The sequence below is a fragment of the Massilia sp. NBRC 108631 genome, from assembly GCF_059704565.1.
In genome coordinates this window covers 1-23,982 of sequence record NZ_BAAKJE010000151.1, presented here as the reverse complement: position 1 = coordinate 23,982, position 23,982 = coordinate 1, and the positions used below count along the sequence as shown (strand labels likewise).

Below are 23,982 nucleotides of genomic sequence, written 5' to 3'. Positions count from 1 at the left end.
TACCTGGGCGAGAAGCTGCTCGGCACCGCCCAGCTGGGCGAGTACGATATCCTGGCGCCGGAACGCCTGATCGCGGTCGGCGCCTGACCCTGCCAATCATCCGCTGGCCAGTGTCGGTTTTCCTTACATAATTGTGTAAGAAAACCGAGACCGCCTGATGTTGTCTGTATGGCACATTTTCTGCTTTCGTCTGGGAACCCTCAATCATAAGGATTTCCCGATGAAAACAGTTTTCGCCAAACTGGCCTGCGCACTGCTGCTGGCCGCGCACGCTTGCGCCGGCACCGCCCATGCCGCCGTGATCGGCGCCGGCGGCTTCAGCGCTCCCACCCTGATTAATTTCAATGACGCGACAGCCGGCCAGATCGGTTCCCAGTATGCTGCGCTGGGCGCCACTTTTCTCAATTTCAACCTGGATGTCTACCAGACCTCGCCGGCGCCCGCCAGCAAGGTGGCGCTGAAATTCGACGGCAACAATCCCGCCCTGAACGGCGAAGTGCTGTTCAATTCCGTCATCACCCGCCTCGGCTTCGACGCCACCACCAACCCGGAGGATGACACCACCGTGTTCGCCTACCTGGGCAACACCCTGGTGGGGAGCGCCTTCTTTGACACTGTCGGCGACGGCGCGGGCGGCAGTTTCATCGGCATTGAATTCCTGTCCGGTTTCGACCGCGTGGTGATCCACACCGACCCGGTGGTCAACGGCGCCATCGCGATCGATAACCTGCGCTTTGAAAACGCGGCGGCGGCAGTGCCGGAACCGGGCACGGCGGCGCTGATGGGCATCAGCCTGCTCGCGCTGGCCGCAGCGCGCCGGCGGCGCCGGTAAGGGCGGCCAGGGGGCGCTATGGCGCCGCACCTGGGCGCCGCGCCACAGCGGGACGGGGCGGTCGCGTAAAGTTTTTATTGCGGTGCAGTACGTGCTATACTAGTGGGTTCCAGTGGCCGCTATTTCGGTTTGCGCCACTCCCGTGCCCCTCGTACGCGCCGTATGCGCCTTGTACGCCCTGTACGCACCCGCAGTTTTTCTGTACTTATAACGACTATGTCTAATACTAAACGCGCAATTCGCAATATCGCCATCATCGCCCACGTTGACCACGGCAAAACCACCCTCGTGGACCAGCTGCTGAAGCAGTCCGGCACCTTCCGTGAAAACCAGGCCGTCGACACCCGCGTGATGGACTCGAACGACCTCGAAAAAGAGCGCGGCATTACGATTCTGTCGAAAAACTGCGCCGTCGAATACGAAGGCACCCACATCAACATCGTCGACACCCCAGGCCACGCCGACTTCGGCGGCGAAGTGGAGCGCGTGCTGTCGATGGTTGATTCGGTTCTGCTGCTGATCGATGCGCAGGAAGGCCCGATGCCACAGACCCGTTTCGTGACCCGCAAGGCGCTGGCCCTGGGCCTGAAGCCTATCGTCGTGGTCAACAAGATCGACCGTCCGGGCGCGCGCGCCGACTGGGCCATCAACCAGACCTTCGAACTGTTCGACAAGCTGGGCGCCACCGACGAGCAGCTGGACTTCCCTATCGTGTACGCATCGGGCCTGAACGGCTATGCCGGCCTGACCGAAGACGTGCGCGGCGGCGACATGAAGCCGCTGTTCGACGCCATTTTGAAGTTCGTCCCGGTGCGCGACGACAATCCGGACGGCCCGCTGCAGATGCAAATCACCTCGCTGGACTATTCGTCCTACGTGGGCAAGATCGGCATCGGCCGCGTGTCCCGTGGCCGCGTCAAAGCCGGCCAGGACGTCGTGTTCATGAACGGTCCAGGCACCACCCCGCAAAAAGGCCGCATCAACCAGGTGCTGAACTTCAAGGGCCTGGAGCGCGTGCTGGTTGACGAAGCCGTCGCCGGCGACATCATCCTGATCAACGGTATCGAAGAAATCGGCATCGGCTCGACCGTGTGCGCACCGGACACCCCGGAAGCGCTGCCGATGCTGACCGTCGACGAACCTACCCTGACCATGAACTTCATGGTCAACAACTCGCCGCTGGCCGGCCGCGAAGGCAAGTTCGTTACTTCGCGCCAGCTGCGCGACCGCCTGGACAAGGAACTGAAAGCCAACGTGGCGCTGCGCGTCGCCCCGACCGACGACGACACCACCTTCGAAGTATCGGGCCGCGGCGAACTGCACCTGACCATCCTGATCGAAAACATGCGCCGCGAAGGTTTCGAGCTGGCCGTGTCCCGTCCACGCGTGGTGTTCAAGATGGTCGATGGCGTGCGCCACGAGCCGTTTGAGCAGCTGAGTGTCGACGTGGAAGAAGTCAACCAGGGCGGCGTGATGGAAGAGCTGGGCCGCCGCCGCGGCGACCTGCAGAACATGGAATCGGACGGCAAAGGCCGCGTGCGCCTGGAGTACCGCATCCCTGCGCGTGGCCTGATCGGCTTCCAGGGCGAATTCATGACCCTGACCCGCGGCACCGGCCTGATGAGCCACGTGTTCGACGCTTACGGTCCGGTCGACAACACCAAGGGTGAACTGGGCGGCCGCCGCAACGGCGTGCTGATCTCGCAGGACGACGGCGCCGCCGTGGCCTACGCCATCTGGAAACTGCAGGATCGCGGCCGCATGTTCGTGGTCCACAACGACCCGGTGTACGAGGGCATGATCATCGGTATCCACTCGCGTGACAACGACCTGGTGGTCAACCCGATCAAGGGCAAGCAGCTGACCAACGTGCGTTCGTCGGGTACCGACGAAGCGGTGCGCCTGGTGCCGCCTATCCAGATGTCGCTGGAATACGCAGTCGAATTCATCGACGACGACGAACTGGTGGAGATCACCCCGAAATCGATCCGCCTGCGCAAGCGCTTCCTGAAAGAGCACGAGCGTAAAAAAGCTTCCCGCGAAGCGTAATCGCCTCGCTGCCATGAAAACCGCCGCACCCGCAAGGGGCGGCGGTTTTTTTTGTCTGTCCGCGTCGTTTTGCAGCGCACCATAGCGTGCTAAACTAATTGTCACTTTTCCATTGCTGCTATACTGAATGCCAGTCCGGAAGCTCAATTGTGCAGCGCACACAGCAAAAGGGGATTCAGCGTGAACGACAGAACCAATGTATTCCAGCCGGCCTGGCCCGGTACGCCCTTCGACATCGCCAGGCAGGCCGGCGAGTACTGGATCGACGCCTGGCAGCGCTCGGTGCTGTTCATGGATGTGCTGCGCCAGCGCGGCGACGACCATGCGGAAAGCGTGGCGCAGGCCGCGCCCCATGTACTGAACTTTGAATTCGACGTGGTGCTGGACGGCCGCGACCTGGAACGCCCGGTCAACTACGGCCTGCTGAAGATCCGCCCGCCCGAGGGCGTGGCAGTGGACGCGAGCCGCCGGCCCTTCATCGTGTTCGACCCGCGCGCCGGGCACGGCCCCGGCATCGGCGGCATGAAGCACGACAGCGAAATCGGCGTGGTGCTGCGCGCCGGCCATCCCTGCTACTTCGTCGGCTTCCTGCCGCAGCCGGTGCACGGCCAGACCATCGAGGATGTATGCCGCGCCGAGGCGCGCTTCATCGCCAGGGTGGCCGAGCTGCATCCGGATGCGGACGGCAAGCCGGCCCTGATCGGCAATTGCCAGGCCGGCTGGCAAATCATGATGACCGCCGCGCTGAATCCGGACCTGCCCGGGCCGCTGGTGCTGGCCGGGGCGCCGCTGTCCTACTGGAACGGCGTGCACGGCAAGAACCCCTTGCGCTACCTGGGCGGCCTGCTCGGCGGCACCTGGCTGACCGCGTTTTCCGGGGACCTGGGCAACGGCGTGTTTGACGGCGCCCACCTGGTCAGCAACTTCGAGAGCATGAACCCGGCCAACACCTGGTGGAAGAAGGAGTACAAGGTGTACGCGCAGGTGGACAGCGAGGCGCAGCGCTTCCTGGAATTTGAAAAGTGGTGGGGCAACCCGGTGCTGCTGAACGCGCCCGAGATGCAGTACATCGCCGACAACCTGTTCGTCGGCAACCGCCTCAGTTCCGGCTCGATCCACGACTCCACCGGCCGCCGCATCGACCTGCGCAACGTGAAGTCGCCCATCGTGGTGTTCTGTTCCTGGGGCGACGACATCACGCCGCCCCACCAGGCGCTGGGCTGGGTGCTGGACATGTATCAGGACGACGAGGCGCTGGCCATGAGCGGCCAGACCATCATCTACGCCATGCACGAAACCATCGGCCACCTCGGCATCTTCGTCTCGGCCACGGTGGCCAACAAGGAGCACGAGGAATTCACCTCCGCCATGGACTTGATCGACGTGCTGCCGCCCGGCCTGTACGAAGCGGTGTTCCTGGAAAAGACGCCGGAGACGCTGAACGCGGCGCTGGCTACCGGTAATTACGTGATGCGCTTCGAGCGCCGCTTCCTGGACGACCTGCGCGCGCTGGGCGGCAACGACGCCGAGGACGAGCGCCGCTTCGCCGCCGTGGCGCGCGTGTCGGACGTAAACGTGGGCCTGTACCGCACCTTCGTCAGCCCGCTGCTGCGTTCGGCCATGAACGACCAGAGTGCCGAGGCGCTGCGCCAGCTGCATCCTTACCGGCTGCGCTACCGCGTCTACTCCAGCAAGAATCCGCTGCTGCACGGCATAGACAAGCTGGCCGAGCGGGTCCGCGCCCAGCGCCGCCCGGCGGCGCCGGACAACATCTTCATCGCCCTGCAGGAAGCCTTTTCGCGCCAGATCGTGGCGCTGCTGGACCAGTACCGCGACGTGCGCGACGCCGCCGTCGAGCGCTATTTCATGAACCTGTACGGCTCGCCGGTGCTGCAGGCGCTGGTCGGCCTGCGCGCGGACGACCAGCGCGTGCGCCAGCTGGGGCGCGACATCGCCCGCGAGACCGTGGCCGCGTCGGCGCGCGCCAAGCTGGTGGAGCAGGCCGCCGTCGGCGGCACGGTGGAAGCCATCGTGCGCGCGCTGCTGTACGTGTTCCGCGCGCCCGAGCTGCGCGCGGCGGATGAGCGGGCCTATGCCACGCTGCGCGAATTGCGCGCCCACTCGCGCGCCGGCCAGCTGATGACGCTGACCCATTTCAAGGAACTGGTGCAGCAGCAGGCGCAGATCCTGTCGTGGGACGAGGCGGCCGGTTTCGCCGCGCTGCCGGCCTTGCTTCCCCCCGAGCCGGAAGAGCGCGCGCGCGCGCTGGACGTGGTGCGCCAGGTGGCCGGCGCGGCCGGTGCGCTGAGCGGCGAGGCGGCCGAGCGCATGGAGCGCGTGGCATCGGTATTCAACAGCCACGCCGGCGCGGCGCTGAACCTGGCCGCTGCTGTCGCCGTCGACCCGCCTTCGGCCAAGCCTCCGGCCAAGCTGACGCACAAGGAGCAGGCATGAGCGCTGCGGCGGCCGCTGGCCGCGCACACGCCCATTACGACCGTTTGATTGCCGCCGCGCAGGCGGTGGACGCGCCGGTGGTGGCGGTGGCGCACCCCTGCGACCGCAACGCGCTGGAGTCTGCGCTGGACGCGGCGCGGCTGGGCCTGATGACGCCCGTCCTGGTCGGCCCGGAAGCGCGCATCCGCGCCGCCGCCGCCGAAGCGGACCTGGACATCTCCAGCCTGGCCATCGTGGCCACCGAGCACAGCCACGCCTCCGCGCAGCGCGCCGTGCAGCTGGTGCGCGAAGGCCACGCGGCCGCCCTGATGAAGGGCAGCCTGCACACCGATGAACTGATGGGCGCGGTGGTGCAGGCCGAAGGCGGGCTGCGCACCGCGCGCCGCCTCAGCCACTGTTTCATCATGGACGTGCCGGGCTTTCCCGAACCGCTGATCGTCACCGACGCCGCCGTCAATATCGCGCCCACGCTGGCCGACAAGGTGGACATCGCGCAAAACGCCATCGACCTGGCGCACATCCTGGCGTTCGACGAGGTGCGCGTGGCCATCCTGTCGGCGGTGGAAACGGTCAATCCGAAAATCCCGTCCACCATCGAAGCGGCGGCGCTGTGCAAGATGGCGGACCGGGGCCAGATCACCGGCGCGTTGCTGGACGGCCCGCTGGCGCTGGACAATGCGGTCAGCCTGGCCGCGGCGCAGGTCAAGCAGCTGCACTCGCCGGTGGCGGGCCGCGCCAACGTGCTGCTGGTGCCGGACCTGGAAACCGGCAACGTGCTGGCCAAGAGCCTGACCTTCATGGCCGGTGCGGATGCGGCCGGCATCGTACTGGGCGCGCGGGTGCCGGTGATCCTGACCAGCCGCGCGGACTCGGTGCAGGCGCGCCTGGCTTCGTGCGCGGTGGCCGCGCTGATCGCGTACAGCAAGCTGGCCGGCGCCAAGCTGCTGGGGAGCTAGCCGATGGCGGCCATGCGCGCGGACGATGCGGTCATCGTCATCAACGCCGGGTCGTCCAGCATCAAGTTCTCGATGTATGCGGGCGGGGACTTGCAGCTGCGGGCCAAGGGCAAGATAGAAAACCTGTACGCGGGCCAGACCCGCTTTACGGCGCAGGACGGGGCAGGGCGGCCGTCCGCCGAGCATGTATGGCCCGGCGCGCCGCTGGCGCATGACGAAGCCATGCGCTACCTGGTGGGCTACGCGCAGGGCCACCTGCAAGGGCACCGCGTGGTGGCGATAGGCCACCGCATCGTTCACGGCGGCACAGGTTTCAGCGGTCCGGTGAAGCTGGACGCGGACGTGCTGGCGCAGCTGGACAAGCTGGTGCCGCTGGCGCCGCTGCACCAGCCGCACAACCTGGCGCCGGTGCGCAGCATCCTGGCGCTGGCGCCGCAGGTGCTGCAGGTGGGCTGCTTCGACACCGCCTTTCACAGCACCCAGCCGCCGCTGGCGCAAGCATTCGCGCTGCCGCCGGAAATCACCGGGCGCGGGGTGCGGCGCTACGGTTTCCACGGGCTGTCCTACGAATACATCGCCAGCGTGCTGCCTGCGCTGGACCAGGCGCCTGCGGCACGGGCCGCGCCGGCCGAGCCGCAGGCGGGCGCGCTGCCGGTGCTGCTGGGCGGCGCGCCGTCCGCCGCCGCGCGCCTGGCCGCGCAGCTGGCCGGCGGGCGCGTGGTGGCGGCGCACCTGGGCAACGGCGCCAGCATGTGCGCCCTGCGCGCCGGGCGCAGCGTGGCCAGCACCATGGGCTTCACCGCCATCGACGGCCTGCCCATGGGCACGCGCTGCGGCAGCGTCGACCCGGGCGTGGTGCTGTACCTGATGGAGGAACTGAAAATGGGGCAGAGCGATATCCAGCGCCTGTTGTACCAGCAGTCCGGCCTGCTCGGGGTGTCCGGCATTTCGTCGGACATGCGCACGCTGGAGCAGAGCGGCGACCCGCGCGCCAGGCTGGCCATCGACCTGATGGTGTACCGCATCGGCCGCGAACTCGGTTCGCTGGCGGCCGCGCTTGGCGGGCTGGACGGCATCGTGTTTTCCGGCGGCATAGGCGAGAACAGCGTCGCGCTGCGCAGCGCCGTTTGCCGCGACGCCGCCTGGCTCGGCGTGCAGCTGGACCCGGCCGCGAACGAAGCCGGCGCCGGTCCGCACGCCACTGCCGCCGGCGCCTTCCGCATCAGCGCGGCGGGCAGTGCGGTGCCGGTCTGGGTGGTCCCCGCCAACGAAGAATTGATGATCGCGCGCCACGCGCAATCCCTGCTGGAGGCCTAGCATGAGTGTCGATACCGTTTATCCCATCCTGGCCGGACGCCGCGCCCTGGTGGTCGGCGTGGCCAACGAGCATTCCATCGCCTACGGCTGCGCCAAGGTGTTCCGCGAACTGGGCGCGGAGCTCGCGCTGACCTATCTGAACAACAAGGCCAAGCCCTACGTCGACCCGATCGCCGAGGAACTGGATGCGGCGTTGCTGCTGCCGCTGGACGTGGCGCAGCCCGGCCAGCTGGAGGCCGTGTTCGCCGCCATCGCCGAGCGCTGGGGCAGCCTGGACATCCTGGTGCACTCCATCGCCTACGCCCCCAAGGCCGACCTGCAGGGCGGCCTGCTGGACTGTTCGCTGGACGGTTTCCTGCAGGCGATGGACGTGTCCTGCCATTCCTTCGTGCGCATGGCCAGGCTGGCCGCGCCGCTGATGAGCGAAGGCGGCGCCATGTTTGCCATGAGCTACCACGGCGCCGACAAGGTGGTCCCGAACTACAACGTGATGGGGCCGGTGAAGGCGGCGCTGGAAGCATCCTGCCGCTACCTTGCGCACGAACTGGGGCCGCAAGGCATCCGCGTGCATGCCGTCTCGCCCGGCCCGCTGCAAACCCGCGCCGCGTCCGGGCTGAAGGACTTCGACCTGCTGCTGAGCGACGCGGTGGCGCGCGCCCCGATCGGTGAACTGGTGGACATCTTCGACGTCGGCAACACCTGCGCCTACCTGGCCTCGCCGTACGCCAAGCGCCTGACCGGCAGCACCGTCTACGTGGACGGCGGCCTGAACATCATCGCCTGAGGAGGGCGCATGCAAATCATCCTGACCGGCTTGCACGGCGATGCAAGCGAACAAAGCGTGGAGCTGGGCCTGGCCCGGTTTTTCGAGGTGCGCAGCGTGCGCCTGGTGCGGGACGGCGAGCCCGACAGTCCGTGGGCGGTGGTGGCGGTGGCCGACCATTACGGCAAGGTATGGGATACCTGCAACCGCCTGCGCGGCATTTTCCACCGTGGCAGGCGCCTGGGGTTCTATATCCCGCTGCACCAGGACCTGGGCCCGGAAGACTTGCTGCCGCACGAGCAGCTGCATCTGGACTGAAGGGGGCGCGGCCGGCGCCGGCCGCGCCCGGTTCAATGCTGGCGCCAGGCCTTAGGCCTTACCGCCGCGCTGCCTGCGGCGCGCGATGAAGCCCAGCAGGCCCATGCCGCCCAGCAGCATGCCGTAGGTGGACGGCTCCGGCACGGCCGTGATGCTGACGTTGTCGATGGCCACGTCGAAGTTGGTGTAGCCGTAGGCGTAGCCGGGTTTCAGCGTGGTGAAGACGATCTCGTCCACGCTGGACAGCACACTGGCAAAGCTGCGCCCGCCCGGCAGCGTGGGCGCGCCGCTGCCGTCCTCCGCGCCGTAGCCGCCCCAGCCGGAAGGCAGCAGTGACGAGGACGTGTCGGCGATGGTCACCGAGAAATGCTTCCAGTCGCTATTGCTGGCGTCCAGCGTGCCCAGGTCGAACCACACGCTGGTGTAGGGCAGGTTGGCCGGCTTGTTGTCGTAGTCGCGCAGCTCCACCACCAGGCTGCGCGTCACTTCCTGCCCGAAGTACTGGATCGACATGGCCGACACATCCAGCCCCAGGGTGACGCTGCGCGACTTGGTGTAGTCGCCCAGGAAGGCCCCGTTGGTGCTGTTGCGCCAGTCGATGCCGAAGTTCTCCATGGTGGTACGGTAGGCGGGCGCGCCGTTGCCCAGGCCGGTGTCGATGCCCGAGCCGCCGTTGCCGTCGGCCGGCTGCATGCCGAACCAGCCCTCGTCGCCTTTGGAAAAATCCACCGTGGCGCTGGCCGGCGCCGCGCTGGCGGTCGCCGCCGTTGCGCTTGCCATGGCCAGCAGTACTGCGAGCAGTGCTTTCTTCTGTGTCATAACCATTCCTTTGTTAGTTGATGATAAGACTGACAGTTACACCCGGCCGGGGTTGCCGAAGCATCAAACTTAAGAAATGCTTAACCGGGTGTGAGCCGACTTTAGGGAGGGCGGATGAGCGTGTCAAAGCCTGCACGAGTAACAATTGTAAGGAATTTGTAACCAAGTTTCTGCCAGATCAGGGCATCTTCCTGCTGGAAACTTGTAACACATGGTGGCCGGAATCGGCCGAAATGTGAAATCCGCTATGAGGCGGGCGCCGCAGGGCCGTGAAAATTTGACCGCCCGGCAAGCTGCGGCGCAGTGACTTGCATGCATCAGATTTTTTGTAACCGTGCACAGCCGATGTTTTATTTGTGAGACAAATTGCCGCCGGGCGCGGCCCTTGCTTCCGCTGTATAATGACGGCCCCCTCCCGATTCCCCGACAGTTGCCGACATGACCACCATCACCGCTCCGACCGCCGACACCACCGCCGCCCGCAAGTTGCCGAGCCGCCGCCTGTCCGTCGCGCCGATGATGGACTGGACCGACCGCCACTGCCGCGTGTTCCACCGCGAAATCACGAAGCACACCTGGCTGTACACGGAAATGGTGACCACCGGCGCGCTGGTGTACGGCGACGTGGAGCGCCACCTGCGCTTCAACGAGGAAGAGCATCCGGTCGCCCTGCAGCTGGGCGGCAGCGATCCGGCCGACCTGGCCACCAGCGCCAGGCTGGGCGAGAAGTGGGGTTACGACGAGATCAACCTGAATTGCGGCTGCCCGTCCGAGCGGGTGCAGAAGGGCGCGTTCGGCGCCTGCCTGATGGCCGAGCCGCAGCTGGTGGCCGACTGCGTCAAGGCCATGCGCGACGCGGTGTCGATCGACGTGACGGTCAAGCACCGCATCGGCATCGACGACAGCGAAAGCTACGAGTTCGTGCGCGACTTCGTCGGCACCGTGGCCGAGGCTGGCTGCAGCACCTTCATCGTGCATGCGCGCAACGCCATCCTGAAGGGCTTGTCGCCCAAGGAAAACCGCGAGATCCCGCCGCTCAAGTACGAATACGCCTACCGCCTGAAGCGCGAATTTCCGCAGTTCGAAATCCTGATCAATGGCGGCATCAAGACCGAGGCCGAGATCGACCAGCACCTGCTGCACGTGGACGGCGTGATGCTGGGCCGCGAGGCCTACCACAATCCCTTCCTGATGGCGTGCTTCGACCAGCGCTACTATGGCGACCCGGCCGCGCCCAAGACCCGCGAGCAGGTGCTGGCGGCCATGGTGCCCTACATCCAGGCCCAGTTGGCGAAAGAGGGCGGCCGCGGCCTCAAGCTCAACAGCATCACACGCCACATGCTGGGCCTGATGCAGGGCTTGCCGGGCGCGCGCCTGTTCCGCCAAACATTATCCGACTCCAAAAAACTCGCCCTCGGCGATGCCAATCTCTTGCTGGAAGCCGCTTCCCGCCTGACTTTGCCGGCCTGATCCCGGACTTTTGCCCAAAGCAAAATCTGCTTTTTGCCTATTTCTCCGCAGAAAGTTAGGTTGCGTAAAATGCAGGCAGTTTCTGCTTGCTTTGAGGCAAAATTTGCACCTATAATTTCAGAATATACACACATAGTCACAGCGTCCATCCGGCCTCCGCAGGACTTCCTGCGCTGAAAAACGGCTGAAAAACCACACATTGTAACGATCCGTAGAGCAATTTTTGCATTCGCAGTCATTGTTTGCTACTGTCATTACTTGCGCAGCGGCAAGAGAAGTTTTACGTGGTTGGGCGTGGCAGCGGGTGCATACCTGGGTTCCTCTTATCAATAGTGTCACTTACAAAGAAGCCGAAATGAATTTAGCAAAAATGAAAGTGGGGACGCGCCTGGGCCTCGGGTTTGCGTTGGTGCTGCTCTTCCTGATCGCCGTGACTGCCGTCGGCATTGTGCGCATGGCCCAGATCCAGGACCGCCTGGACCACGTCGTCAGCTTCAACAACGTGGTGACGCGCCTGGTGATCGACATGCGCAACAACGTCAACGAGCGCGTCAGCTCGCTGCGCACGCTGACCCTGATGAGCGACCCGGCCGACATGGAACCGGAAATGAAGCGCATCAAGGAACTGTCCGACAAGTACGCCGCGCACCAGAAGAAACTGGAAGCCCAGTTCGCGCTGGAAGCGACGGCCGAAGAGAAAACCCTGATGGCCGCCATCAAGGAACACGAAGCGGCCACCATGCCGGCGATTGCCAAGGCTTCCGAGCTGTGGCTGTCGAACCAGGCCGAGGCGGCCACCAAGGTCATGATCAAGGAAATCCGTCCGCCGCAGAAGAAGTGGATGGAATCGCTGGACCAGCTCGGTGCGCTGGAAGACAAGCTGAACGCGCAAGTGCAGGTGGACGCGGCCGAAGGCTTCAACAGCGCCCGCAGCTTCATGATCTTCATGGGCGTGCTGGCCGTGGTCATCAGCGTGGGCGCGGCCATCGTTATCACCCGCGGCCTGCTCAAGCAGCTGGGCGGCGAGCCTGACTACACCGCATCGATCGCCGGCAGCATTGCCAACGGCGACCTGTCGATTTCGATCAACACCAGCTCCACCGACAAGGACAGCCTGCTGGTGGAAATGAAGGAAATGCGCAACAGCCTGGTTGGCATCGTGGGCCAGGTCCGCACCGGCACCGAGACCATCGGCACCGCCTCGCGCGAAATCGCCGCCGGCAATATCGACCTGTCGTCGCGTACCGAAATGCAGGCCTCGTCGCTGGAGAAAACCGCGTCGGCCATGGAAGAGCTGACTTCCACCGTGAAGCAGAACGCCGACAACGCCCGCCAGGCCAACCAGCTGGCAGCCAATGCGTCCGACGTGGCGCGCAAGGGCGGCGAAGTGGTGTCGCAAGTGGTGGACACCATGAGCTCGATCAACGAATCGGCCAACAAGATCGTCGACATCATCGGCGTGATCGATGGCATCGCTTTCCAGACCAACATCCTGGCGCTGAACGCCGCGGTTGAAGCAGCCCGTGCCGGCGAGCAGGGCCGCGGTTTCGCCGTGGTGGCTTCCGAGGTGCGCAACCTGGCCCAGCGTTCGGCCGGCGCCGCGAAAGAAATCAAGACCCTGATCGGCGACTCCGTGGAGAAAGTCGAGCGCGGTTCGAAACTGGTCGGCCAGGCCGGCGTGACGATGGACGAAGTGGTCGATTCGGTGCGCCGCGTGACCGACATCATGGGTGAAATCGCTTCCGCCAGCCAGGAGCAAAGCGCCGGCATCGAGCAGGTCAACCAGTCCATCATCGAGATGGACAGCATGACCCAGCAGAACGCCGCGCTGGTGGAACAGGCCGCTGCCGCCGCGCAGAGCCTGCAGGACCAGGCTGGCGAACTGGCCCGCGTGGTATCGATCTTCAAGCTGTCCGAGCATGAAGAGCGCGTGCAGCACGCCGCCGCGCCGGTGCGTGCCGCCACCCCCGTGGTGGTGGCCAAGCCAGCCGCCCGTGCGCCGCTGAAGAAAGCCGTGGCCGCGCCTGCCGCCCCCAAGCCGAAGAAGATCGCAGCAGCAGCAGCAACTGCCGGCGACGAGTGGGAAGAATTCTAAGCAGGGTAGCCGGCTTTACCCGATGGCCGCGTCTGGAGCGGCCGTTGAACAGTTTTTTAAACTTTGTGGATTAAGAAAAATCATGACCAAGCATTCGATCAGTTTCATCGCCGCCGCTCTGCTGAGCAGCTCCGCCTTCGCCGCTGAAGTGCCAGCCGTGTTCGACGCCAAGAACTGCAAAGCCGAATACCCGAAAGCCTCGCTGCTGAACGAAGAGCAGGGCGCGGTATCGATGGCCTTCCTGGTTTCGCCAGGCGGCGAAGTAGTGGACTCGAAGGTTGAGAAGTCGAGCGGCTACAAAAACCTGGACAAGGCTGCTGTGAAAGCCATCAGCGCCTGCAAATTCAAGCCTGGCACCAAGGATGGCGCTGTGGCACAAACCTGGACCAAAGTCGATTACGTCTGGAAGCTGTAATTCCGGCCACGCCTTGATCCAGAAAATTTAAAAAAGCACTTGGGGAAATCAGATGTCTACTAAACAGCGTTGGTTCAGTGTTATCGCGGCAGTGCTCGTATCGGGCAGCGCCTTTGCAGCTGAAGTTCCGGCTAGCTTCGACGGCAAGAATTGCAAAGCCGAGTACCCGAAAGCGTCCCTGATGAACGAAGAGCAGGGCACCGTGTCGATGTCGTTCCAGGTGTCGGCCGGCGGCGACGTGCTCGACTCCAAGGTCGACAAGTCGAGCGGCTTCAAGAATCTGGACAAGGCGGCCATCAAGGCGCTGAGCGCCTGCAAATTCAAGCCGGGCACCAAGGACGGCAAGCCGGACACCACCTGGACCAAGGTGGACTACGCCTGGAAACTGGATTAAGCGGATTCGTGTTACTGCGCCGGCTTGCCTGAGCCGGCGCGTACTTGGACCGGCGCTTGCGCCGGTTTTTTTTCGCTTGGGCAAAGGCTTGTAACAGGCTGTAAAAGTGCGGCAGGAAATGCGGAATGTTCTTATAGTGGAAGCTTGGAACAGGAGCTCCCATGAAAACCGTTATCGCCCTGGCCGCTGTTGCGGCCCTGACCGGCTGCGCCACGCAGCCGTCTACCGTTTACTATCCGAAGCCGGCCAATCCGTATGAATGGCACACCGTGTCGGTGACACCGGTGCAGCGCGGCACGGCCGGCGACAGTGCGCGGGTGGAATACACGACGGAGCCGGTGGCCCAGCAGCCGCGCGTGGTGTACACCACCGAGCCGGTGTACGCGACGGCGCCGGTGTATGCGCCGCCACCCGTGTATTACGCACCGGCGCCGGCGTATTACTACCCGCCGGTAACGATAGGACTGGATTTTGTGTTCGGTAACTGGGGTCACCGCCATGGCTATCGCGGCCACGGCCGGCGGCGCTAGGCCGCCATCGCCCGGGATTGGGCTGCTGCATGGGTGCTAAGTATGGGCCTTAATGCACGAAGAAGAACGACGCTTCGTGCAGCACATCGGCGGACAGCAGCAGCCAGGTGGAGACACTGGCCAGCCCCATCAGCAGGGTACCGATGGTAAGAGGGCAGATGCGTGACATGGCGGACTCCCGGGTTGGTGTTTTCTATGTCACCATCTTATGCATTAATAATGCATCTCGGCATCAGCGGAGTGTCCATGCCCTTGTAGGACAATGGCTCGTCCTGATTTCCCGCCTTTATAGTCTTATTTCTTCCACTGCACCACGGCGCCCTCGGGCGCGGTGTCGAGCGCGTTCGACAGCGCCAGCCACTGCTGCAGCCGCTCGGGTTGCTTGATGCTGATGCCCATGCCGTCGATAATGCCCACTTGTTCCAGCATGCGCGCGTCGATCTTGGCCTTGGACACGGTGGGGGCCCGCATCACCATGCGGTCGTACGCCTTGCGCGCCTTGTTTTCCCACTTGTGCAAGCTGCTTTCGTCGAAACGGTTGGCTTCGAAGTAGACCGTCAGCGAGCCGTCCGGATTGCCGAAGCCGACGATGCCGGCGCCTTTGCGGATGGTGCTGGTGTTGGCCAGGTCGAAATCGTCGGTGGGCACGAAAACGCCCGCGCGGCCGTCGATGTCGGGATGGCCGACGGGAGTGTCCTTGCTGTAGGTCGAGACAGCGGACAGGGATTTTTCTTCGGACATGGTGAGCCAGGAAAGTGTTACAGGGTAGGCGACTATTGTAGCGTCAAACTAATGCCTTTGGGAAAGTCATCCGATGAGCGCGCGCAAAAAAATACCGCCAACTGGTGGCGGCATCCAAGGCCGGCGGATCCTCTCGGAGTGCGGCGGCGGAATTCCCGGAAGGGAACGTTATTCGGTGCTTAGTATTGGGTCAGATTGCGTAAAAGGTAAGCTAAGTTTCTTTTTACTATGGACTCAGCATAGCACCGGCTTCGGCGCGGCGGCAGCAAAATCTGCGCGCGCTGCATTTTTTTTGAGCGCCCGTTGTATTTCCGCCGCAGCCGGCGCCGCGCCGCGGCGCGCATCCCGGCGGCAATGAATGCATGCTGCTTGTCAACTCCCGGCTCAACTGAGTGTATGATGCGGGTTGCATGTTGTTCTTGCAATGCCAAACTCCCAATGATAACCAACGTTTCCTCCTCCCCAGCCGTGCCGCGCCGTCCCGCTTTTCTGGACGGCGGCGGGGAATGCGGCGAGCGCCTGCGCAACTTCGACTGGGCCGGTTCACGCATGGGGCCGCCCGAACTGTGGCCGGCATGCCTGCAGACGGTGCTGCGCACCGTGCTCGGCTCGCGCTTTCCGATGGCGATCCACTGGGGCAGCGAGCTGCTGACTTTTTACAATGATGCTTTCGCGCAAGTGCTGGGCAGCAAGCATCCGGGCCACCTCGGCCGTCCCGCCAAGGAGTGGTGGCGCGAGATGTGGGACCAGATGGCGCCCATCGTCGAGCACGTGCTGACGGGCGAAACCTACTACGTGGAAAACGCCAGCTACGCGCCCGAGCGCGGCCATAGCCAGCGCGAAACCTACTTCACGCATTGCCATAGCCCGATCTGGAACGAAGACAACCAGGTCGAAGGCGTGCTGCTGGTGCTTACCGAATCCACCCGCGAAGTGCTGGCCGAGCGCGCCTTTGTGGCGCTGAACCGGCGCCAGGCGTTCCAGCTCGACGTGGCGGACCGGCTGCGCGGCCTGGGCGCGGCCACCGAGGTCACGGCGGCTGCCACCGAGCTGCTGGGCAACTACTTGCACGTATCGCGCGTGTATTACACCGAAATCAACGAGGGCAGCCGCACCGCCTTCGTGCAGGGCGCGTGGAGCGCCGCTGACCTGCCGCCGCTGCCCGGCAGTGCGCGGCTGGACGATTTCAGTCCGGAGATCATCGGCATCCTGAACGAGGGCAAGCCCTTCGTGGTGAACGACGTGCGCACCGACCCCCGCACCCAGGCCTACGCGGACGCCTACCTGGCGCTGGGCATGGGCGCCATCGTGGCGGTACCGCTGCTGCAGGCCGGCCGCGTCACCTGCGCGCTGAACCTGTCGCACCATGTGCCGCGCGCGTGGACGCGCGAAGACATCGCCATCACGCAGGACGTGGTGCAGCGCACCTGGGAGGCCGTGGAGCGCGCGCGCGCCGTGGCGGCGCTGCGTTCCGAGCACGAACACAGCAAGCGCGCCCAGGCCGCGCTGCGCGACGCAGACAAGCGCAAGGACGAATTCCTGGCCATGCTGGCGCACGAGCTGCGCAACCCGCTGGCGCCGATCGGCACGGCGGCGGAGCTGCTGCGCCACTTCCAGTTCGACGAGGCCACCGTCAAGCGCACCAGCGAAGTCATTTCGCGCCAGGTCAAGCACATGACCGGGCTGATCGACGACCTGCTGGACGTGTCGCGGGTGACGCGCGGCATGGTCACCTTGCAGAAGGAAACGCTGGACCTGCGCGACGTGCTGGGCTACGCCGCAGAGCAGGCCCGTCCGTTGATGGAGGCGCGCCGCCACCGCTTTGCCGTGCAGCTGCCGCCCGAGCCCATCCACGTGCTGGGCGACAAGAAACGCCTGGTGCAGGTGATCGCCAACCTGCTTAACAACGCTGCCAAGTACACGCCGGAAGACGGCTTTGTCGAACTGCGCCTGAGCCTGCGCGGCGACAGCGCCACCGTGACGGTGCGCGACAACGGCGTCGGCATGCTGCCGGAACTGCTGGCGCGCGCCTTCGAACTGTTTGCGCAGGACGAGCGCACGCTGGACCGCTCGCAGGGCGGCATGGGCCTGGGGCTGGCGCTGGTGCAGCGCCTGGCCGAGGCGCACCAGGGCAGCGTGGCCGCGCACAGCGACGGCATTGGCAAGGGCAGCACCTTCATCCTGCGCCTGCCGGTGGCGCAGCAGCAGGCCCAGGCCGGCCAGGACGCGCCGGGCGCCGCGGCGGCGCCGGCGGTGCGCAGCCTGCGCCTGCTGGTGGTGGACGACAACGTGGACGCGGCCGAAACGCTGGGCATGCTGATGGCGGAGGCCGGCCACCAGGTGACGGTGGAGCACAGTTCGCGCGTGGCGCTGGACCGGGCGCGCGAACTGCGGCCGGACATCTGCCTGCTGGACATCGGCCTGCCCGACATCGACGGCAACGAGCTGGCGCGGCGGCTGCGGCTGCAGCCCGAGACGGCCGGGACCGTGCTGATAGCCGTAACCGGTTACGGCCAGGAGCGCGACCGCAACGAGTCTTATGCGGCCGGCTTCGACTACCACTTCGTCAAGCCGGTCGACATGCCGCGCCTGCAAGCGCTGATGGCCCGCATCGCCGGATAAAAAAATGCTGCACCGGCATGGCCGCCGGTGCAGCGAATAGTCCCCTCAACTGTACCGGCGCATGCCGGCAAGTTCAATTTAGCCTATTGCAGAGCTAACGCGGCCTTTATCGCACGCCGATCTCGATTGCCTCAAACAATGTCCATTTAAGCCATACAAGCCCTAGGCAGGGCCGCATACGTGTGCTTGCGGGGCTGATGGAAGGTGCGGTCGCCCGGCAGCGTGCCGGCCATGAGCGGAAGCAGTGCCAACTGCCGCCAGTACCCGCAAGCGCATCCTTGGCAGGCCGCGCGCGGGCCCGCTCTGTCCTGCCGCCGAACGCGCCGGCATTCCCCGCGAACGCCGGCATCGCGCGCGTTCGCCAAACGGACATCCGACGTTGAAGACCTTGGTTGCCGGCTTGCAGGCGGCAGGCTGAAACCAAGCGTTTCCCGCGCTGCCGCATAAAGCACCGCGGAAAAGAAAAAAGCCCAGTCGATGACTGGGCTTTTTGCCGTAATTCTGTGGGGTGACTGATGGGGCTCGAACCCACGACAACAGGAATCACAATCCTGGACTCTACCAACTGAGCTACAGCCACCACTGATTTACTTCGCCTGAAGCACTGTTTGCGCGTCAGGTGCCGAATTATACTAGGGTATCCGGCATCTTGCAAAGGCTTGCGGCGCCTTTTTTCGAAAAACGCCGAATTGCCTAGATTTTAAGCGATTCCACGTCCACTGTCATTTTCAGCAGCGTGGCGAAGGCCGGCGCCAGCGCTTCCTTCGCGCCCGTGGTATAGCCATGCAACAGCGGAGGATGGCCGGCGCTGCCTGGGCGCTGCAAGCCGCCATTTTCCAGCAGGCGCGCCAGCTGGCGCGCCACGGCTTCGCCGGTGTCGATCAGTGTGACGTCCACGCCGCCCGCCTGCGCCACCGCGCGCGCAATCGCTTCCTGCACGAACGGGTAGTGCGTGCAGCCCAGCACCAGCGTGTCCGCCCCTTGCGCCACCAGCGGCGCGATATAGCGCTCCAGCATGGCGCGCGTGGCGGGCGTATCCAGCTCGCCCTGCTCGATCAGGTCCACCAGGCCCACGCAAGGCTGCAGCAGGAACTGGGCTTGCGTGGCGCCGGCGATCTGTTCGCGCAGCAGCAGGAACTTCTCGCCCGACAGCGTGCGCTGCGTGGCCAGCACGCCGACCTTGCCGTTGCGCGTGGCTGCTGCGCCGGGTTTCAGGCCCGGTTCCACGCCCACCACCGGCAGCTCTGGATAATGCGCGCGGATAGCCTTGATGGCAGCCACGGTGGCCGTATTGCAGGCCACCACCAGCGCCTTCACGCCGCGCTCCACCAGGAAGGCCGCCACCGCCAGCGAACGCTCCACCACCACCGCTTCCGTCTTGTCGCCATAGGGCGCAAAGCCGGAATCGGCGAAGTAGATCAAGTGCTCCTGCGGCAGCAGCGCGCGTACATGGCGCAGCACCGACAATCCGCCCACGCCGGAATCGAAGACGCCGATAGGCGCGTCGGCCGGCGTGGGGAAGGGCAGCGTCGGAATCACGTGCTCAGCGTCCGCTTACTTGGACACGACAGGCACGTTCAGCGCCTCGATCTTGGCAGCCCATTCCTTGGGACCTGTGTTATGCACCGAAGTGCCGCCCGCGTCCACGGCCACGGTGACCGGCATGTCCTGCACTTCGAACTCGTAGATGGCTTCCATGCCCATGTCTTCAAAGCCCAGCACCTTGGCCGACTTGATGGCCTTCGACACCAGGTAGGCCGAGCCGCCCACCGCCATCAGGTAAGCCGACTTGTGCTTCTTGATCGACTCGATGGCGGCCGGGCCGCGTTCAGCCTTGCCGATCATGGCGATCAGGCCGGTCTGCTCCAGCATCATGTCGGTGAACTTGTCCATGCGGGTGGCGGTGGTTGGGCCGGCCGGGCCCACCACTTCGTCGCGCACCGGATCGACCGGGCCCACGTAGTAGATGACGCGGTTCTTGAAGTCCACCGGCAACTGCTCGCCCTTGGCCAGCATGTCCTGGATGCGCTTGTGCGCGGCGTCGCGGCCGGTCAGCATCTTGCCGTTCAGGAGCAAGGTCTGGCCTGGGGTCCACGAAGCCACTTCTTCCTTGGTCAGCGTGTCCAGGTTGACGCGCTTGGACTTCTCGGTGTCCGGGGTCCAGCTCACGTCCGGCCAGTCCGACAGCTTCGGTGGCTCGATGTAGGAAGGGCCCGAGCCATCCAGCACGAAATGCGCGTGGCGGGTGGCGGCGCAGTTGGGGATCATCGCCACCGGCTTGGAGGCCGCGTGGGTCGGGTACATATTGATCTTCACGTCCAGCACCGTGGTCAGGCCGCCCAGGCCCTGCGCGCCGATACCCAGCGCGTTGATGCGGTCGCACAGTTCGATGCGCAGTTCTTCGGTCTTGTTGCGAGGGCCGCGCTGCTTCAGCTCATACATGTCGATGTCTTCCATCAGCGACTCTTTCGCCATCAGCATCGCCTTCTCGGCCGAGCCGCCGATGCCGATGCCCAGCATGCCCGGCGGGCACCAGCCGGCGCCCATCAGCGGCACGGTCTTCAGCACCCAGTCGATCAGCGAATCGGACGGGTTGAGCATCACGAACTTGGTCTTGTTCTCGGAGCCGCCGCCCTTGGCAGCCACGCTCACGTCGACGGTATTGCCCTCGACCAGTTCCATGTGCACCACGGCCGGCGTGTTGTCCTTGGTGTTCTTGCGCTCGAAGTGCGGGTCGGCCACGATGGAGGCGCGCAGCTTGTTGTCGGCGAAGTTGTACGCGCGGCGCACGCCTTCATTGACCGCGTCGGTGACGGTGCCGGAGAAGCCCTCGAAGCGCACGCCCATGCCGATCTTCAGGAACACGTTGACGATGCCGGTGTCCTGGCAGATCGGACGCTTGCCTTCGGCGCACATGCGCGAGTTGGTCAGGATCTGCGCGATCGCATCTTTCGCCGCCGGGCTTTGCTCGGCTTCATACGCGCGCGCCAGGTGCTGGATATAGTCGGCCGGGTGGTAGTAGCTGATGTACTGCAGCGCCGCTGCGACGGATTCGATCAGGTCTTCTTGCTTTATGACGGTCATGATGTTCTCGCTGGAGGATGGAAAGCTAGGTGCAAATTAGTGAGGCTTGGCCAGTTGCTGGGTACGGGTCATCAGATTATCGGTGTAGGCGATAGCGATGGTCGACAGCAGGAATACGATATGGATAGCGGTCTGCGCGATCAGCACTTTCTCGGTGTACTTGTCGGCATTGATGAAGGTCTTCAGCAGGTGGATCGACGAAATGCCGACGATGGCCATGGCCAGCTTGGTCTTGAGCACCGAAGCGTTCACGTGCGACAGCCACTCCGGCTGATCGGGATGGCCTTCCAGGTGCATGCGCGAGACGAAGGTTTCATAGCCGCCCACGATCACCATGATCAGCAGGTTGGAGATCATCACCACGTCGATCAGTCCCAGCACCACCAGCATGATGGTGGTTTCATTCAGCTTGGTGGGCACAGCGCCGCCCACGGCCACGGCGTGGAAGATATGCTCCAGCGCCGCCTCGTTGCCAAGTGCCGCGCCGATCAGGTCTTTCAGTTCAACCCAGAAGTGGAATACGTAGACGCACTGCGCCAGGATCAGGCCCAGGTACAGCGGCAGCTGCAGCCAGCGCGACATGAAGATAAAGCCCGCCAGCGGCGGCAGTTTGTTCGGATTCGAGTTGCGCGGTTGTTCCATCATTAATGCGTGCTCCGGTAGGCTGCGATTGAATTGCCGACATTTTACACTTGCTCAACGCTGTCGGCACCGGCACAGGCCGATCTGCCGTAGAATTGCTGAAAAGACCAGATTGCCCATACGCCCAGTTTGGCTATGCATCGGCTATATGTATCGGCTATATATGTATCGGCTATGTAAGGCATCCGTAAGCGGCAACGCTTAAGGTGTTTGCAAACAATTACTAATGGAGACCTAGCATGAGCACACAGACCACGGAACAACAAGGCCCACAGGAATCGCGCGTGTTCGCGCCATCGGCGGAATTCGCAGCGCAGGCCAACGTGTCCGGCATGGACGCCTACCAAGCCCTGGTGACTGAAGCGTCGCAAGACTACGAAGGCTTTTGGGCCCGCTTGGCGCGTGAAAACATCGACTGGAAAGTGCCGTTCACCCGCACCCTGAACGAAGACGATGCCCCGTTCTACAAATGGTTCGAAGACGGCAAGCTGAACGTGTCCTACAACTGCCTGGACCGCAACCTTGAAAACGGCAACGCCGACAAGACCGCCATCATCTTCGAGGCCGACGACGGCGCCGTCACCAACGTCACCTACAAAGAGCTGCACGAAAAAGTGTGCAAGTTCGCCAACGGCCTGAAATCGCGCGGCATCAAAAAGGGCGACCGCGTCATCATCTACATGAGCATGTCGGTTGAAGGCGTGGCCGCCATGCAGGCCTGCGCGCGCATCGGCGCCACCCACTCGGTGGTGTTCGGCGGCTTCTCCGCCAAGTCCCTGCAGGAACGCATCATCGACGCCGGCGCGGTGGCCGTGATCACCGCCGACGAACAGCAGCGCGGCGGTAAGCGCCTGCCGCTCAAATCCATCGTCGATGAAGCACTGGCCATGGGCGGCTGCGACACCATCAAGGACGTCATCGTCTACAAGCGCACCGGCGGCGACGTCACGCACGTGGCCGGCCGCGACATCTGGCTGCACGACCTGGTCGACGGCCAGTCCGGCGCATGCGAACCCGAATGGGTGGAAGCGGAGCACCCGCTGTTCATCCTCTACACCTCCGGCTCCACCGGCACGCCGAAAGGCGTGCAGCACTCCAGCGGCGGCTATCTGCTGTGGGCCGCGCTGACGATGAAGTGGACCTTCGACATCAAGCCGGCCGACGTCTACTGGTGCACCGCCGACATCGGCTGGGTGACGGGCCACAGCTACATTGCCTACGGTCCGACGGCGGTGGGCGCCACGCAGATCATCTTCGAAGGCATCCCGACGTTCCCGAACGCCGGCCGTTTCTGGGAGACCGTGGCCAAGCACAAGGTCAACATCTTCTACACCGCGCCGACCGCGATCCGTTCGCTGATCAAGGCCGCCGACGTCGACCCCAAAGTGCACCCGAAGAACTACGACCTGAGTTCGCTGCGCCTGCTGGGCACGGTGGGCGAGCCGATCAACCCTGAAGCCTGGGTGTGGTACTATAAAAACGTCGGCAACGAAAAGTGCCCGATCGTCGACACCTTCTGGCAGACCGAAACCGGCGGCCACATGATCACCCCGCTGCCGGGCGCCACGCCGATGGTGCCGGGTTCCTGCACGCTGCCGCTGCCGGGCATCATGACCGCCATTGTGGATGAGGCCGGCCAGGACGTGCCGAACGGACAGGGCGGCATCCTGGTGGTCAAGCGTCCATGGCCATCGATGATCCGCACCATCTGGAACAACCCCGAGCGCTTCAAGAGCAGCTACTTCCCCGAAGAGCTGGGCGGCAAATACTACCTGGCAGGCGACGGCGCCATCCGCAACAAAGACACCGGCTACTTCACCATCACCGGCCGTATCGACGACGTGCTCAACGTATCGGGCCACCGCATGGGCACGATGGAAATCGAATCGGCGCTGGTGGCCAACCCGCTGGTGGCCGAAGCGGCGGTGGTCGGCAAGCCGGACGAAACCACCGGCGAATCGATCTGCGCCTTCGTGGTTCTGAAGCAAGCCCGTCCGACCGGCGAAGAAGCCAAGCGCCTGGCGCTCGAGCTGCGCAACTGGGTCGCCAAAGAGATCGGCCCGATCGCCAAGCCGAAAGAGATCCGCTTCGGCGACAACCTGCCCAAGACGCGCAGCGGCAAGATCATGCGCCGACTGTTGCGGGTACTGGCCAAAGGCGAGGCCATCACGCAAGACGTATCCACGCTGGAAAATCCGGCCATTCTGGAGCAGCTCAAAGAAGCCTCGTAAGAGGGCAGAGCGAGGCTGGGAGAGGCGGCGCAAAAAACATTGGTACTTTCGAGAATCTTTGCTACAATGTGCGCCTCTTGCAGCGATGCGAGAGAACTGGAGAGGTGGATGAGTGGTTGAAGTCGCACGCCTGGAAAGCGTGTATAGGTTCATAGCCTATCGGGGGTTCGAATCCCCCTCTCTCCGCCAGGATAAAAACAAAAAGGCCACCTTTGGGTGGCCTTTTTGTTTTTAGCGTGGCGGAGAGAAG

19 protein-coding genes and 2 tRNA genes are annotated in these 23,982 nt (G+C 64.3%); 15 read left to right on the top strand and 6 right to left on the bottom strand.

The genetic code is table 11. The annotated features are described in order from the left end of the window. Positions 1-220 precede the first annotated feature (220 nt). The 7 genes from AC6H42_RS16630 to AC6H42_RS16600 all read left to right on the top strand — a co-directional run bounded on the left by AC6H42_RS16630 (position 221) and on the right by AC6H42_RS16600 (position 8,689). Positions 221-832 carry a PEP-CTERM sorting domain-containing protein gene (locus AC6H42_RS16630; protein WP_497548499.1) on the top strand — a complete coding sequence of 204 codons (612 nt, stop codon included), beginning with the start codon at positions 221-223 and terminating at the stop codon, positions 830-832. A gap of 216 nt (positions 833-1,048) precedes the next feature. Next, complete coding sequence (gene typA, locus AC6H42_RS16625; protein WP_057153527.1) at positions 1,049-2,881, top strand: translational GTPase TypA; 1,833 nt, start codon at positions 1,049-1,051, stop codon at positions 2,879-2,881. Between the two features lie 180 nt (positions 2,882-3,061). Next, entirely contained in the window at positions 3,062-5,335 is a 2,274-nt protein-coding gene (locus tag AC6H42_RS16620) for a DUF3141 domain-containing protein (RefSeq protein ID WP_082551534.1), read from the top strand. Further along, on the top strand, positions 5,332-6,291 hold the full coding sequence (locus AC6H42_RS16615) for a phosphate acetyltransferase (protein ID WP_497548498.1): 960 nt from the start codon (positions 5,332-5,334) through the stop codon (positions 6,289-6,291). Before AC6H42_RS16620 ends, AC6H42_RS16615 begins: the two co-directional genes overlap by 4 nt. Before the next feature lie 12 nt (positions 6,292-6,303). Next, on the top strand, positions 6,304-7,608 hold the full coding sequence (locus AC6H42_RS16610) for an acetate/propionate family kinase (RefSeq protein WP_057153730.1): 1,305 nt from the start codon (positions 6,304-6,306) through the stop codon (positions 7,606-7,608). A 1-nt stretch (position 7,609) separates the two neighbouring features. Next, positions 7,610-8,392, top strand: coding sequence for an enoyl-ACP reductase FabI (gene fabI / locus AC6H42_RS16605; protein ID WP_057153529.1), 783 nt, complete (start codon positions 7,610-7,612; stop codon positions 8,390-8,392). A 9-nt stretch (positions 8,393-8,401) separates the two neighbouring features. Further along, complete coding sequence (locus tag AC6H42_RS16600) at positions 8,402-8,689, top strand: hypothetical protein (RefSeq protein ID WP_057153530.1); 288 nt, start codon at positions 8,402-8,404, stop codon at positions 8,687-8,689. 51 nt (positions 8,690-8,740) lie between these two features. On the opposite strand, the gene AC6H42_RS16595 is transcribed toward AC6H42_RS16600, so the two are convergent. Beyond that, positions 8,741-9,508, bottom strand: coding sequence for an FxDxF family PEP-CTERM protein (locus AC6H42_RS16595; RefSeq protein ID WP_057153531.1), 768 nt, complete (start codon positions 9,506-9,508; stop codon positions 8,741-8,743). A 438-nt stretch (positions 9,509-9,946) separates the two neighbouring features. Between AC6H42_RS16595 and dusA the strand changes: the two genes are divergently transcribed. The 5 genes from dusA to AC6H42_RS16570 all read left to right on the top strand — a co-directional run bounded on the left by dusA (position 9,947) and on the right by AC6H42_RS16570 (position 14,412). Beyond that, on the top strand, positions 9,947-10,978 hold the full coding sequence (gene dusA, locus AC6H42_RS16590; RefSeq protein ID WP_057153532.1) for a tRNA dihydrouridine(20/20a) synthase DusA: 1,032 nt from the start codon (positions 9,947-9,949) through the stop codon (positions 10,976-10,978). A 355-nt stretch (positions 10,979-11,333) separates the two neighbouring features. Continuing rightward, a complete protein-coding gene (locus tag AC6H42_RS16585) occupies positions 11,334-13,073 on the top strand; it encodes a methyl-accepting chemotaxis protein (RefSeq protein WP_229418055.1) in 1,740 nt (579 codons plus the stop codon). Positions 13,074-13,155: 82 nt separating this feature from the next. Continuing rightward, complete coding sequence (locus AC6H42_RS16580) at positions 13,156-13,488, top strand: energy transducer TonB (RefSeq protein WP_057153534.1); 333 nt, start codon at positions 13,156-13,158, stop codon at positions 13,486-13,488. Between the two features lie 52 nt (positions 13,489-13,540). Beyond that, positions 13,541-13,882, top strand: coding sequence for an energy transducer TonB (locus tag AC6H42_RS16575; RefSeq protein WP_057153535.1), 342 nt, complete (start codon positions 13,541-13,543; stop codon positions 13,880-13,882). A gap of 161 nt (positions 13,883-14,043) precedes the next feature. After that, positions 14,044-14,412 (top strand): hypothetical protein, encoded by a 369-nt coding sequence (locus tag AC6H42_RS16570; protein WP_057153536.1) that lies wholly within the window; start codon positions 14,044-14,046, stop codon positions 14,410-14,412. Between the two features lie 294 nt (positions 14,413-14,706). On the opposite strand, the gene AC6H42_RS16565 is transcribed toward AC6H42_RS16570, so the two are convergent. Continuing rightward, positions 14,707-15,153, bottom strand: coding sequence for a hypothetical protein (locus tag AC6H42_RS16565; RefSeq protein WP_057153537.1), 447 nt, complete (start codon positions 15,151-15,153; stop codon positions 14,707-14,709). A 438-nt stretch (positions 15,154-15,591) separates the two neighbouring features. Here AC6H42_RS16565 and AC6H42_RS16560 point away from each other — a divergent pair, with 438 nt between their 5' ends. Then, a complete protein-coding gene (locus tag AC6H42_RS16560) occupies positions 15,592-17,775 on the top strand; it encodes a hybrid sensor histidine kinase/response regulator (protein ID WP_082551535.1) in 2,184 nt (727 codons plus the stop codon). Between the two features lie 504 nt (positions 17,776-18,279). On the opposite strand, the gene AC6H42_RS16555 is transcribed toward AC6H42_RS16560, so the two are convergent. From AC6H42_RS16555 to AC6H42_RS16540, 4 genes are all read right to left on the bottom strand, one after another. Continuing rightward, positions 18,280-18,355, bottom strand: a tRNA-His gene (locus tag AC6H42_RS16555). 113 nt (positions 18,356-18,468) lie between these two features. Next, positions 18,469-19,311 (bottom strand): glutamate racemase, encoded by an 843-nt coding sequence (gene murI / locus AC6H42_RS16550; RefSeq protein ID WP_497548500.1) that lies wholly within the window; start codon positions 19,309-19,311, stop codon positions 18,469-18,471. Between the two features lie 18 nt (positions 19,312-19,329). After that, entirely contained in the window at positions 19,330-20,859 is a 1,530-nt protein-coding gene (locus AC6H42_RS16545) for a fumarate hydratase (protein ID WP_057153538.1), read from the bottom strand. A 36-nt stretch (positions 20,860-20,895) separates the two neighbouring features. Next, positions 20,896-21,501 (bottom strand): TIGR00645 family protein, encoded by a 606-nt coding sequence (locus AC6H42_RS16540; RefSeq protein ID WP_057153733.1) that lies wholly within the window; start codon positions 21,499-21,501, stop codon positions 20,896-20,898. Between the two features lie 239 nt (positions 21,502-21,740). Here AC6H42_RS16540 and acs point away from each other — a divergent pair, with 239 nt between their 5' ends. Next, positions 21,741-23,732, top strand: a complete 1,992-nt coding sequence (gene acs / locus AC6H42_RS16535) for an acetate--CoA ligase (protein ID WP_497548497.1) — start codon at positions 21,741-21,743, stop codon at positions 23,730-23,732. 98 nt (positions 23,733-23,830) lie between these two features. Continuing rightward, positions 23,831-23,921: transfer RNA gene (locus AC6H42_RS16530), tRNA-Ser, on the top strand. Positions 23,922-23,982 lie beyond the last annotated feature (61 nt).